The sequence below is a fragment of the Paraburkholderia sp. BR10141 genome (assembly GCF_056155635.1).
The window spans coordinates 182,134-193,802 of record NZ_JBMIQH010000006.1 but is presented as its reverse complement, the minus strand read 5'-3'; the positions used below and the strand labels follow the sequence as shown (position 1 = coordinate 193,802).

At 60.6% G+C, this 11,669-nt stretch carries 15 protein-coding genes; 8 read left to right on the top strand and 7 right to left on the bottom strand.

The annotated features are described in order from the left end of the window. Window positions 1-168: 168 nt before the first annotated feature. From ACOJB8_RS11195 to ACOJB8_RS11165, 7 genes are all read right to left on the bottom strand, one after another. Complete coding sequence (locus tag ACOJB8_RS11195; protein ID WP_475012555.1) at window positions 169-858, bottom strand: hypothetical protein; 690 nt, start codon at window positions 856-858, stop codon at window positions 169-171. A gap of 185 nt (window positions 859-1,043) precedes the next feature. Then, on the bottom strand, window positions 1,044-1,691 hold the full coding sequence (locus tag ACOJB8_RS11190; protein ID WP_475012554.1) for a hypothetical protein: 648 nt from the start codon (window positions 1,689-1,691) through the stop codon (window positions 1,044-1,046). A gap of 256 nt (window positions 1,692-1,947) precedes the next feature. Beyond that, entirely contained in the window at window positions 1,948-2,736 is a 789-nt protein-coding gene (locus ACOJB8_RS11185) for a DnaJ-like cysteine-rich domain-containing protein (protein WP_475012552.1), read from the bottom strand. 249 nt (window positions 2,737-2,985) lie between these two features. Continuing rightward, entirely contained in the window at window positions 2,986-5,724 is a 2,739-nt protein-coding gene (locus ACOJB8_RS11180; protein ID WP_475012550.1) for a VapE domain-containing protein, read from the bottom strand. A gap of 324 nt (window positions 5,725-6,048) precedes the next feature. Next, the gene (locus ACOJB8_RS11175; RefSeq protein WP_475012549.1) at window positions 6,049-6,405 is read right to left on the bottom strand and encodes a hypothetical protein; all 357 of its coding nucleotides are present in this window, start codon (window positions 6,403-6,405) and stop codon (window positions 6,049-6,051) included. Window positions 6,406-6,431: 26 nt separating this feature from the next. After that, window positions 6,432-6,977: a phage regulatory CII family protein gene (locus ACOJB8_RS11170; protein ID WP_475012548.1), complete on the bottom strand. Its 546-nt coding sequence runs from the start codon at window positions 6,975-6,977 to the stop codon at window positions 6,432-6,434. An 87-nt stretch (window positions 6,978-7,064) separates the two neighbouring features. Beyond that, complete coding sequence (locus tag ACOJB8_RS11165; protein ID WP_475012546.1) at window positions 7,065-7,295, bottom strand: hypothetical protein; 231 nt, start codon at window positions 7,293-7,295, stop codon at window positions 7,065-7,067. A gap of 15 nt (window positions 7,296-7,310) precedes the next feature. Here ACOJB8_RS11165 and ACOJB8_RS11160 point away from each other — a divergent pair, with 15 nt between their 5' ends. From ACOJB8_RS11160 to ACOJB8_RS11125, 8 genes are all read left to right on the top strand, one after another. Beyond that, window positions 7,311-7,928, top strand: coding sequence for a helix-turn-helix domain-containing protein (locus tag ACOJB8_RS11160; protein WP_475012544.1), 618 nt, complete (start codon window positions 7,311-7,313; stop codon window positions 7,926-7,928). A gap of 187 nt (window positions 7,929-8,115) precedes the next feature. Further along, window positions 8,116-8,364, top strand: coding sequence for a hypothetical protein (locus tag ACOJB8_RS11155; RefSeq protein WP_475012542.1), 249 nt, complete (start codon window positions 8,116-8,118; stop codon window positions 8,362-8,364). Window positions 8,365-8,495: 131 nt separating this feature from the next. Next, window positions 8,496-8,720: a hypothetical protein gene (locus tag ACOJB8_RS11150; RefSeq protein ID WP_475012541.1), complete on the top strand. Its 225-nt coding sequence runs from the start codon at window positions 8,496-8,498 to the stop codon at window positions 8,718-8,720. Between the two features lie 9 nt (window positions 8,721-8,729). Next, window positions 8,730-9,137 (top strand): hypothetical protein, encoded by a 408-nt coding sequence (locus tag ACOJB8_RS11145; RefSeq protein ID WP_475012539.1) that lies wholly within the window; start codon window positions 8,730-8,732, stop codon window positions 9,135-9,137. Window positions 9,138-9,384: 247 nt separating this feature from the next. Continuing rightward, window positions 9,385-9,708, top strand: a complete 324-nt coding sequence (locus tag ACOJB8_RS11140; RefSeq protein WP_475012536.1) for a beta-hexosaminidase — start codon at window positions 9,385-9,387, stop codon at window positions 9,706-9,708. Beyond that, window positions 9,705-9,956 (top strand): hypothetical protein, encoded by a 252-nt coding sequence (locus ACOJB8_RS11135; protein WP_475012535.1) that lies wholly within the window; start codon window positions 9,705-9,707, stop codon window positions 9,954-9,956. Before ACOJB8_RS11140 ends, ACOJB8_RS11135 begins: the two co-directional genes overlap by 4 nt. After that, window positions 9,953-11,254 (top strand): pyridoxal phosphate biosynthetic protein PdxJ, encoded by a 1,302-nt coding sequence (locus ACOJB8_RS11130; RefSeq protein WP_475012533.1) that lies wholly within the window; start codon window positions 9,953-9,955, stop codon window positions 11,252-11,254. Before ACOJB8_RS11135 ends, ACOJB8_RS11130 begins: the two co-directional genes overlap by 4 nt. Continuing rightward, window positions 11,251-11,667, top strand: a complete 417-nt coding sequence (locus ACOJB8_RS11125; RefSeq protein ID WP_475012532.1) for a hypothetical protein — start codon at window positions 11,251-11,253, stop codon at window positions 11,665-11,667. The genes ACOJB8_RS11130 and ACOJB8_RS11125 overlap by 4 nt, the downstream gene beginning before the upstream one ends. The last annotated feature ends 2 nt before the right edge of the window (window positions 11,668-11,669 follow it).

Genomic DNA, 11,669 nt, shown 5'->3' with positions numbered 1-11,669 from the left:
CATCGAGATTGACAATCCCTAACAGTCGGAAAGATTCCAAATGAATACCATTCGTGGATAACTCAAATGCATACAGACCATGATCCCGCTGCCCGTCGTTATCGTTAGCTCTGCACTGCTGAGTGCGTCGCTTTGCATCCTCGGCCTTATCCTGATCGGCTATCGCCTCTAGCGCTGACTCCCATACGCAAGCTGGAACGCGCCCGCGATATTGATTGACATCGTCGCATTCACGCTGTCTGTCACCAGCTGCTCGAACGGGAAACGCGGGCGGTACTGCGGCGCACGCGTGAAGACAAAGACCGGCTTCGCGCCACCGTATTGCAAATGCGCAAGGCGCGAGTCCGCACCGTAGTGCGTGCGAAGGTAGATGCCAGGTGGTAGCTTGCCCTCGCGATTCACCAGTGCGAAATAGCTGAAGCCACGCGAGCCCTTGCGACCACGACCCAATGCATCGCGGCGCTTCTGTGTCATGTTCGCCCGGTAGCCCTGTTCGCCGAACGCCTGCAAATACGACATCACCTGGACGATCTGCGAACGGGCGACGTTTCCGTAGGCATCGAGCGTCGCGCCCCGACCCGGAACCGCAAACTCATTGCTGCGCAAAAGGCCGATGCGACGCAATGCCGACTCCATGCGCTTCACGTTGCGGCCACCGCCCTCCACTTGCGGCAACAGATATTTCGTCGCTGGCGTGCCTTTGAACGCCTCGTCCTTGAAGCCGACCGTTGCCACCAGCTTTGTCGGCGATGCAGTAACGACACGCGTGCTGTTCAACGTCCACGGCGTCGGTCGGTCGAAGTACTGCGGCATCGCAGTTTTCAGTGCGGCCTGCGCCTCGCGCGCCGTAGCGTTCAAGGCTTTCGCCATAATGCGCGGCACGCGATTGCGGACATGATCGTCAACAGCAGAATCAAACTTGCTCGTGTCGACGCGTACGCTGAATGTCGAGCTTGCCATGGCAACACCCCAACGCAAAAAGCCCCGAGGCTCGCGCTCTCAGGGCTTGGGAGTTATCGGACGGCGCGCCGTCCAGGCTACAATCAGCCAGCTTCGCCTGATACGGCGAAGACCGTACGGAGACCAACCGATGAGTCAGGATAAGCCAACAATCCCACAGCCGCAGCCGGCACGCCGCGACCAGGCGAGCATTCCGACACGTGATTCTCCGCGCCAACCGCAGCCACAACCCCGGCCACAACCGAAGCGATAACTGGGGTCAACAATGCCAACAGGCGGATCCGGTTAAGCCGGTCCGCCGTGGTGTTGTTGCGCTGAACCACTTGACGTATGCGCGTCTGTGCATTCGCAATTTCCACTGCGCGGATCGCAGACAGCGAATATTCTGGCTGATACAGATTCTCGGGCTCGTTCGTCGGCGTCGGCAATTCACCGATCTTCAAACAGCCCAGAATTAGCCAGGCGCTCAATAGCAAGAGACAGACACCGAATGTGACGGTGGCGGCTAGCAGCCAACCAGCACCATGGGTGTCGAATAGCTTCACCGTGTAGGCCGACGCGGCCCCGACCCCGGCGAGCAACACCGTTAGCGTTGTGTTCGCTTCCTTCGATATGACGGCCAAGCTTTCAACGTGGAACCGCATATTTTCCGCTGCTTGCGCTTCCACCCAATCCAGCAGCGCATCTTCATCGCCGTTGGTGTCAACTTCCCCTTCGGGTACGTCACTCATCACGATGCTCCAATAGAAAAGCCCCGAGTCTTTCGCGCTCAGGGCTTCGGATATTCGTGTCTCGTACGGGCGAGCGCCCGCCGAACAATTCCCGGCAGGCTGTTGGCATGTTATTCGTCGCGCCGCTCGCGCGATACTGTACGACTGCCGGGAGAGGGTTGCTCCACGAGTGTGCGGGGCTCACAGCATCCAGTGCCACGGTAAAGGATGCATGGCGCGAATTGTAAGCAGGGTTTTTCTTGAAATGCAAGAGTTTTCATCGTTGCATTCTCCGTCGCACGGTGTCATTGGCCGCGCCGTCAAGTGCATCGAGCAACGCATGCACCGCGTGAAAGTACGGCTCCCAATGCGAGCGGTATTGCGCCATCGGAACACCTAGCGCACGTGCGCGTGCTGCGTGATCCTCCGGCTGACGACCGGTCCCATCACATACACCGCAGATCTGCCGACCAGCGCCTTTCGCCGAAATCTCGACCACGATATTGCCGGCGCCGTGGCATTGCGGACAGCGCTCGTACTCGCGAAAGATCATCGGGCCGCGCCCGTTACGGCTCGCTGCAAACGGGATGGAATATTCGTCGACACAGACCCGACCTTGGCCACCACACGTCGGGCAACCGATACGCTCCACCACCAACGCCTTACCACGTCCGGTTACGCCGCGACCATCACACGCGGCGCAAAGGTCCGCAACCCATTCGATGATCGCCTGCCGTGCGAATCGCTCGATGATGTCCGATATTTGTCGCTCGACCTTTTTGCCCGTCTTTGCGGCGGCCTTTTCTGCCGCACGCGTCACACCGGTAAATTTCGAACGATCGAACCGGCCGGGTTCACGCAAGCGCTTTGCGAGAAGCAACGTAGCGCGATGCAGGCCCGAGCGCCGAACGTCCTGCCCGTATTTCATTCGCCACAACAGGCGACCGAGTTCGTTTGCGAATGCGAGCGCACCCAAAGTAACTTTGGGGTCGGCAATCGGCTCCGATAGCTGACCGCGTGCATTCATCGCAATCCCGGCTTGCTCTTTCAGGTCGACAATCACCATAACCCCCTATCCGTCCTTCGTCCCACTTCAATATCGATGAAAAGAAAATGTGTGAGTGCCCGCGCGACGTGCGACATGCGCACCCTCACGTCGCGCACGTCGCGCTCGCACACACGGGACTACGGAAAGCGCGTCGCCGAGTGGGACGCGGGACGCGAACCGCTCGCACTTGGCGCGCCAAAATGGTAGCCGTGGCGCGCCAAACGGCGCGACATGGCGCACGTGCGACGCGATGCAGCTGGCGCGAAGTCAGAGCGGTGCATCGTCATCACTTCCAGTCGATTGAATGCGAGCAGTTGAACCGGTTGAAGCTGGCGCAGGGGCTGGCACGTAATACCAGCGTCGTGCGCCCTTCGTTTCCCGCTTGCGCTCCCATCCGAGAGCTTTCATTGCGGCGCCAATGCGACGCTGTTCAGCCTTCGTGACCTTCGATGTTTCGAGCTTGATGCAGTCGAGTGCGATATCCTCCATAGTCACGCTCTCACGACCCTGAACGAATTCAGCAATTAGCGACTCGTACATATCGCCTTCGTAGCGCGCAGCCTGCTCGATCTCGAACATCGGTTTTTCGTCGCCGAGCACCTGCCAGGGCGTCGGCAACTCGCCACCCGCTTCCGCGTTCTCCGCGGCCCATTCCTGATACATCGAGAACGCCTCAGCCCAGATCTGGTCGCGGTCGGAGCGCAGCGAAGCAAGCGCGATCCACGGCATGACGCGCACCGGCCAGTAACGCCGGTTGCCCGTTTCGTCCTTCAGGTAAGCGTCCAGATTCACCGTACCGACGACCACAAACTGGCGAGGCACGCGCACGGCACGGCGCGCATACTTGGGCCGGTAGACATCGGCCTGTGTCGTGAGCCAGCGCTTGGCTGCCGCCGAATCTGATTTGTTGAGCGCATCGAGTTCGGCCAGTTCGATCGCCCACTTGCCGCCTAGCACCTCGACCGCATCCGAGTCGTTGAGGTTGATGTTGGCCTCCATCGACCATTCCTCACCGAACAGCATCTTGATTGAGCGCGACTTGCCAGCATCCTGCGGCCCCTCAAGGATCAGTACGTTGTCCATCTTGCAGCCCGGCTCCATGACCCGACCAACGGCGCCGAGCAACCACTTGTAGCCGACCGCGCGGGCGTACGGCGTATCCTGGACACCGAGGTAGTCGACGAGCCATGTGCGCACGCGCGGCTTCTGGTCCCATACAAGCCCGCGCAGGTAGTCGAGCACGACGTGGTAGGTGTTGCGTCGCGCGACGGTAGCCACGGCATCACAGATCACGTCACGGCGTGGCGTGATCGACCACGTTCGCCCGAACCAGTCCGTGAGCAGCACGTCGTCGTGCTCGATCCACTCCCCGACTTCGCCGCCCTCGTATGGGGGGCGCTCAAGCTTGCGCACCTTCTGCGAGAACGCCTCATAGCCAAGCACACCACGCCACTGGTCGGAGTGCGTGAGAATGTCGACCACGTTATCGAGGTCGGGCTTCAGCGCGAAACGATCCGTGCGGCGCAGGCGTTGCTCCCACGTGTACGCGCCGTTTTCCGTTTCGACACCGGGCCAGTCGCCCCCGCCGTCGTTGTTACCGGCGCCAGCGGACGTCGCGGCCGGGCGCAAGACAGAGCGCTTGCCGCTGTCGCCCTCCGGCGAAACGACGCCCGCCCGCTCCATCGCTTCCAGCAGTCGGGCAGCGCGGTTGTATCCGATTCTCAGATGGCGCTGAACCTTCGACGCTGAAGCAGCGTGCGACTTGGACACAAACTCGACGGCCTGTTCATAGAGCGGATCAACCGCCTCTGCGACGACGGCCAGCTGCGGGCTGCGAGTGCCATCGCTACCGGGGGCTGCCATCTCAATCAGCAGCGCAGTCGTAATCTGTGACTTGACGACGTGCAAGCCCTCTTCAACGTGCAGATCATTGAAGTCGGTCAGTTTGCGCTCGCCCCGGCCCGTAAAACGCGGAAACACTACGCTCGCGTTGCCGATGGTCACGACAGCCTCGAACGCGTATTTCAGACCAGCATTCTCGAAGCGACGCGCGCGCTCAGGCATCACGTCATTGCCAAACGTCAGCACGATCGATTCGACGCCATGTGCGCTAGTCTCGCGCGCGGCCCGCACTCGATACCACGTCTTGCGTGCCTGGACGAGGATGGGCTCGCCGCCAATCTCGAACGCATCTCTGTAACCAAACTCGTCGGCAAGGTGATCGTACAGACGCCGCTCGATCATCCAGTCATCGTCCGCGCAAACCATGACGTGGACTTCCGGATACGTCGCGCGCAGGTAGCACGCCGCGTCCATGATGCCGCCGGCATCGAAGCACACCACGACCGGCACAGCACCTTCGGTAGCCATACGGATCGACCGGGCCGTCGCATAGCCTTCGGCGATCTGAACGACCTTGCTCTCCGCGCTCAGGTCGCCTAGGAGGAACAGCGCCCCCTTCTTTTCCATACCCTTGTTGAAGCGCTTCGCGCCCGTAGGCGTGATCTTCTGCAAGCCGACGAGCCGGTAACCGTCGTCGTAACGAAACATCGGCACGAGCACGTCACCGTCAGTTGCGAAGCGCGCGCCCTCGGGCGTGATCTGCTTTCGCTCCAGATACGCTGACGCTCCCTCGTCCTGCGCGCGCTGCCACTGGTCACGCGCCCGGTTTGCGGCGAGCTTGGCGGTATGTTGGCGCTTGCGCTCTTCCTCGACAGCGACACTCTCCTGACGGGCCTTGGCCGCTGCCAGATCTTCGGCCGCAAGAGCTTTGCCTTGCCACTGGAATTTTTGCGCGCCACTGTCATTGCCCGCCCAACATCCGAACGCGCCGATATAGCCGATGATCTGACCGTCTTTCTCAACTGCGTGAATCGAGTACCAGTACTTCTTTCCAGGACCGTATCGCACCGGTCTTCCATCCTCCCGGATGTGCGGATGGCCCGCAGGAAGCTCAGGATGATCCGCTGCTATCAATTGCGCACGGATCTGGTCGAGTGTCGCCATCGGTCAATTGCCCCTTTTGGGTTGAGCGCCCCCACTGCGCACAAGTCGCGCAGTACACAAGGAGCACAGGGATACCGCGTATTCACCGCGAGGTGGGTACGCCAAAGTCACTTTGCGATGCGTGGCACGTCTACGAGCGACCACGAACGGGAACGAGGCGGTGATCCGCACCACGCGCGCAGAGTGCGCTGAGGCGCTTACGTGCACTCGCGCAGGCATGACTGCGCCAACAGGCGCGTCCGGCGGCATAGCTGTGCGTGCCGAGAGGCGAACGCGTTTTCAGGGAGTAACTGCGTCGCAGGGCGGTGCTGTATCCGTTCAAAGTCACTTGTTGCTCTCCGGCGTGCGCCCGCGCAGGTGGTGCCATTCGGCCCCGAGCACGCGGTCGAAATGCTCGAGTTCAGCGACGCTCATTTCCGGCTCGAGACGAGCACGAAATTCGCGGCGGTCCGTTTTGGTCGGGAGTTGCGCGCATTGACGTGCAACGCAATCGACAAAATGCTCGAGCGCATCAACGCGCTGGGCGACGACGCGCAAATGGGTAAGGTGATCAGGGAAACCAGAGATTGCCTGCACGAGAAGGCGAGGCACCGCCTCCGGCTTGTACTCCGCGTGCCACCTAAGACGCGACTCGGCGCAGACCAGCTGCTGCCCGATGTCGCAATGCAGTTCGGCCTTCACACGTTGCGGATTGCAGCACGCCATGTTTAGCGCGCAGGCTTGGCGCTGACGCGACGCACGGTCGCAATGATGCGGTCCAGCAGGCGCTTGCTGTCTCTCGCCGCACCGATGATATTGTCGGCTTCCGCTGGCGTGACGATGCGATCTTCGAGCGCCTCGCGCACGCACTCGGCGACGATGCCGGCGTGCTGTGCGAGATCGAATGTCTGCATGGCGATATCGTGCGGCGTGCTACCCACTTGCACGATATCGTTTGGCACTACGCTGAGATTGAACCGCTCGTTAAGCGCAATCAATGCGTCGCGGTACTGAGGCTGACGGCGCTCCTCCATCCACTCGAGCAGCAGTTCGAACATCTCCATGGAGAGGCGATTCTCGCCCTGCCCGCGCAAACGCAGACGAAGGCTCTCTGTGGTGATGTTGCGGCCCCGGCGATTCGTCAGGAACGCTGCCGCTTCGGGCAGTCCGCCGGGCGTACCGCGAATCGACGTGTACAGAACGTCAAGCCAATCCGTGTTGCTGTATCTGCAGGTCATGCTTGCCTCGTTCTCTTGGTGGACCTGTTGTTTCATGCTGTTTGCACGACGCCTCGCGACCTACGATTCAAACTCGCGCGCTTCGGCTGCTGGGTGCGAGAAATCGCATTACGCGAATGCACATCAATGAACACGTCCGGAAACACCGGAGTCGGCAGCGTCGGGATGTGATTCGAAATAGTCGTGAAGCGCTTGAACAGTCGAGAACCGAGGGTCAGTGACGCTGCGCGCGCTGATCTTCGTAAGCGTTGAGTACGGCACACCAGCTTTGCTCGCGATGGCCCGTAAATTGCCCTTCTCACGGCTTAGCCGGGCCAACACCCGATCCAGCAGCGTGTCGCTGTGGTTTTCCATACGGAGCCCCTTGAAATGAACAGCGCCATATTAGCCACAAATGGTTATTTTTGCAAACTAAGAGACCTTGCAGATACCCGCAAGTGGCTATCCATTAGTGGCACGCTCGCTGCCATGAGCCGACAAAATACGAAAGCGATCCTGGCCAAGAACCTTCGACGCTTAATGGACCACAGTGAAATATTGGATACGCAGATTAAGGTCGCACAGCGCGCTGGCATCGCCCAGAGCACTGTCGGTCGACTCTTGCGGGGGGAAGTCTATGCCCAGCTCTCCCAAGTGGAAGCCTTAGCCGAGGCCTTCAAGGTCGATGTTGCTGCGCTTCTTGATGAGAACGTCGACCACGCACGCGGAATCACTCCGGAGTGGCAGCAGACCTACACCCACCTCTCAGAAGAGGAAAAGAAGCAGGTTTCCGATTTCGTCGCGTTCCTCGCGGCGCGGCACCAGCACGAAGCGCCCTCGACGACCCTGAACACCGAAGGAGTACGCGAAGCAAACCGCGGGCTAACAGAACGCCTAGTGCAGGCGATTCAGCGTGAGCTTAATGATGACACGCTGAATACTAGCCATGAACGTGAACACGAGAACAAACACACCGCGCGCGTACGCAAACGTACATCGACTCGATAGATTCCGAGCCCCGGATTCTCCCCCAACCCCAGACATTGCCGATGCGTATGCAAAACGCATCGATCTAGTAAATAGCAGGGTAACTTCCCGCCTCACGCAAGCCGACTCTCCGGCCGTAGCAGTTGCCGCAGCCTTCATTGATACCAATGGAAGCATCGGCCATGTCGCGGCTGGAATTGAGCCGGAGATGGCCGCCGCCCTCGCCCACGAATTGCGCTCCCTCGCCAATACGCTCGACGCGCACGCCGCAAAACATTCCCGCCGAAGGTCGCATCTCCGCGACGGCACGCACCAACGCGGCGCCGCGACAATCGCAATCCTTAGCACCATCAGCTTCGTTGCCGCCACCTACATCAACGACATCGCATGGCTCGACGCCGTGCTGTCTATCGGGGCACAGCTGACTGCCGCAGCCCTCGCAAGACGCTCCTCTTAGCTGACCGCACAGTAGCCACGCCCGCATTTTGGGCGTCTCGCCGTACCTGTGAATAACCATTTCTGGCTTTACATTAATTCCATTAGTGGCTATTCTGGCATCCACGCGCAAGTTGCGCGCAGGAGATCCAGATGGAATCAGTCGACATTTATGCGGATGAGCGCCGCACGTGGCTCCAGCAGCAGATGCGAGCCGACATGGAAAGCGCACCGCAAAGCAACTTTGAGCAGTCCCCGTATTGGCACTTTTGCTTCTGCGTGGCGTTGATCGTGATCGGCATCCAGGCGTTTTCGCCTGAACCCGCGTCGATTGACCCCGCCGCAGCTAACGCGGCGCATGTCCGGTCGATGGTCTGAGAGATCGACATGCGAAAGATCCTTGTTCAGAACCTCGTTCAGCCGACCGAGCGCACGCATTCCGCAGAGACTGTTGCCGTCGCAATCGCAGACCGTTTGCGCTCGACCGGCAATGAGTGTGCGTTCGTGTGCATCGCAGTGGCGACTGCCGCCGATATCGACGTCTCTTTTGTCGAGCACATTGCTGATCCGGTCGTTATCAGCGTCGACCTCGCGGCGCCGGCCACAGTACAAGCACAGTTCGACTACGTCGTAACGGTGCACCGCGGAGATCTGGCGCTGCAAGCACTCATGCCTGCTGTACCTACGACCAGTCACTACATCGCCACCGCACCACGCACGCCACCGCCCTCACCGGGCGGCATCCTGCAACACTTTTTGAAGTACCGGCCGTTCGGTCGTCACGTGTCCGTGTAGAGGTAAGCCGGACATGGCCGAGCGAATCCCCGTCACGGATGCAGAGATCGTGCGGGAACACCGCCTCCGCCGCTTTCCCGGCTCCGCCACAGACGCACTTACCAACCCCGCCATGCGCACTTGCCTCGCCGTCCTCGCAGGACTGAGAAAACAGCGCGAGATACCGCCGAGCGGCCAGCTCGTCGACAACAAGCGCCGTGCCGCTGGCGATTCGGAGTAACTCCACATGCCGCGAATCAAACCCTTTATGCAACCCGATCCTGACACGCGCCGCGACACAATCGGACTGCGCACGATCGTCAAGTACGACCCGATGGCACCGCGCCCCACAACGCCCATCGTGGTCGGTCAGTATGTTGTCGCGCGACGCCCGCTCGCCGACAGCATCTATACGGAATATCTGATCCTCGACGGTGCGACGGTCGTGCAACGTCAGATCTCCTACCCATCCGAAGGCGACTGCGCGTCTGCTGTATTACGTCACCGCCGCTCGCAGGCCGCATCGATGGCCGACGAAACGATTGCCAAGGTGAAGAACCGTCACGCGCAAGCGCATGCGGAGGTCGCATGACACTCGCACTTCTCGTCGCCATTGCCACCTGCGCCACGGTCTGGCTGTTCACCACGCCACAGCCGAATCGGACGCTCGGAGCGCTCTTCGGCTTGATCGACGCCATCCTCTGGCTGATCGCGGGCATTACCGCCGGAAAAACTGCCGTGATCCTCGTCGCGGCATTCTGTGCGCTGTGCTTTGCACGCGTGTTTTTGCGTAACCGTTCGGTGAGCTTTTTCGGGAGCAAGCGCGGAGGTGCAGCATGAACGACAAACGCACCAGCCCGCTTCAGATAGACGAGCCAATCGTCACCGGTAACACGAAAGCTGCGGTGAAAGCGGCCGGCGGCAAATCCGCCGACCTATGGATGCTGCCGTACGACCAAATCCACTACGATCCGCGCGACAACGTTCGCCCGCTCGACATCGCCTGGGCAGAGCGACTCGGCAAGCTCATTGCGACGGATGGCTACGACAAGAGCCAGCCCCTGCACTGTTACGTGCGCAAGCTCGACGGCGAAGACCGCGTTTACGTCTGGAAGGGTCAGCACCGCTACCACGGAGTCGGCTTTGCGATTGATGCCGGCGCCGATGTCGGTCTGATTCCCGTCGTGATCATCGACGCGAAATCGGTCAACCGCGTGAACCTGATTTTCGGGGGCCTGACGAGTAATGAGAGCAAGCGTACTTCGCCGCTCGAGCTCGCCGAGAAGATTGCCGAGTTGCGCGATGTCCACGGCATCGACAACAAGACGATCAGCGAACGTCTGCAGATCACCGACCAGACGATCCGTGACGTGGCGCTCCTCGAGACGGCGCCGGCGGCCCTGCACAAGCTCGTCCGCGAAGGCACGGTAGCTGGCACGCTCGCGATCGAAGAGATCCGTAGAAACGGCGCCGCGAAGGCATTGGAGCGCCTACAGAAAGGCGCAGCTGAGGCCAAGGCGGCAGGCAAAGCAAAGGTGACGAAGAAGCATCTGGTGAAGCCCGATACAGCCCCGGCGTCCACACCGAAGAAGATCGGCGATCCGCAGGCAAAGCAACTTTTGCAGGCGCTGCAATCCGTCTTGCACGATCCGATGTTCGGCAAGCTCTCGCCTGGCACGATCGATGGCGTACATCGTGCGCTTCAACCGTTGACCGATTTGCTCGACTCAGTGCCCGCCAAGGCAAGCAAGTTACGGCCAATCGATATGCCCAATGAGCACGGCGTCTACTCACACGAAACGCTCTCAGCGCCAAAGGGCAACAGGTTCGGCGTAGCACCCGCACAGATTTATGTGGCGAGAGTGTCCGAAGAACAATGGATCTGTTCGACGTCCCTTTCGCTAGGCAATGGGGTCTCACATAGCCCCTGCAAGATGCACCCAGGCGGTCCCACTTATCCGACGCGCGGCGAAGCCATCCGCGCAGCCGTACAGAACCTGACGCGGGCGCTCGAACATCCGAACTTCCGCAATGCGAAAGAGCTTCGAACCGTGCATGCGTGGCTCGACAAACTCTTTCTCGCGCCGGACCCTGACTGGACGGAAAAGCTGTCCGGCAACGCGGCGGGGCTCAAATGACTCTGCTCGCGGCTTCTTCTACCCCGCGTCCGCTGCCGCGTCAGCGGAAAGGCGCCGAACAACGCCCGAGGCTCGCGCTCGCTAGCGCCGTGCCGGCGCAGCCTTTGGACGGCAACGTCAACGGCAGCGGGCTCTCGCCCGCAATCCAGACGAACGAAGTCACGTCGAAAACCCGACGTGACCACCTCTCGCGTATCGAAGCCCTTGGCATCGAGATCCGCTCGCTGGTCGAAGCAATCGCGCTTGGCGCCGACATCGAGTTACTCGACCTCATGCGCGATGAAGTAGGCAGCTATAGCCGGCACAAAGCAGCGCAGGACGCGCGCACATGGGCCGAACAGGCGCGTTTGTCGATTGAGACTGGACTGATGCAACTGGAGCGCGCAATGCGCCCCGATATCGCACGAGGATGATC

Excerpts from the sequence above, each read along its gene's own strand:
- ACOJB8_RS11190 (WP_475012554.1), bottom strand. The coding sequence starts at position 1,691 with ATGAGTGACGTACCCGAAGGGGAAGTTGACACCAACGGCGATGAAGAT.
- ACOJB8_RS11145 (WP_475012539.1), top strand. The coding sequence starts at position 8,730 with ATGCGAAAGATCCTTGTTCAGAACCTCGTTCAGCCGACCGAGCGCACG.
- ACOJB8_RS11165 (WP_475012546.1), bottom strand. The coding sequence starts at position 7,295 with ATGGAAAACCACAGCGACACGCTGCTGGATCGGGTGTTGGCCCGGCTA.
- ACOJB8_RS11155 (WP_475012542.1), top strand. The coding sequence starts at position 8,116 with ATGGCCGCCGCCCTCGCCCACGAATTGCGCTCCCTCGCCAATACGCTC.
- ACOJB8_RS11125 (WP_475012532.1), top strand. The coding sequence starts at position 11,251 with ATGACTCTGCTCGCGGCTTCTTCTACCCCGCGTCCGCTGCCGCGTCAG.
- ACOJB8_RS11160 (WP_475012544.1), top strand. The coding sequence starts at position 7,311 with ATGAACAGCGCCATATTAGCCACAAATGGTTATTTTTGCAAACTAAGA.
- ACOJB8_RS11140 (WP_475012536.1), top strand. The coding sequence starts at position 9,385 with ATGCAACCCGATCCTGACACGCGCCGCGACACAATCGGACTGCGCACG.
- ACOJB8_RS11185 (WP_475012552.1), bottom strand. The coding sequence starts at position 2,736 with ATGGTGATTGTCGACCTGAAAGAGCAAGCCGGGATTGCGATGAATGCA.
- ACOJB8_RS11135 (WP_475012535.1), top strand. The coding sequence starts at position 9,705 with ATGACACTCGCACTTCTCGTCGCCATTGCCACCTGCGCCACGGTCTGG.
- ACOJB8_RS11180 (WP_475012550.1), bottom strand. The coding sequence starts at position 5,724 with ATGGCGACACTCGACCAGATCCGTGCGCAATTGATAGCAGCGGATCAT.
- ACOJB8_RS11130 (WP_475012533.1), top strand. The coding sequence starts at position 9,953 with ATGAACGACAAACGCACCAGCCCGCTTCAGATAGACGAGCCAATCGTC.
- ACOJB8_RS11150 (WP_475012541.1), top strand. The coding sequence starts at position 8,496 with ATGGAATCAGTCGACATTTATGCGGATGAGCGCCGCACGTGGCTCCAG.
- ACOJB8_RS11170 (WP_475012548.1), bottom strand. The coding sequence starts at position 6,977 with ATGAAACAACAGGTCCACCAAGAGAACGAGGCAAGCATGACCTGCAGA.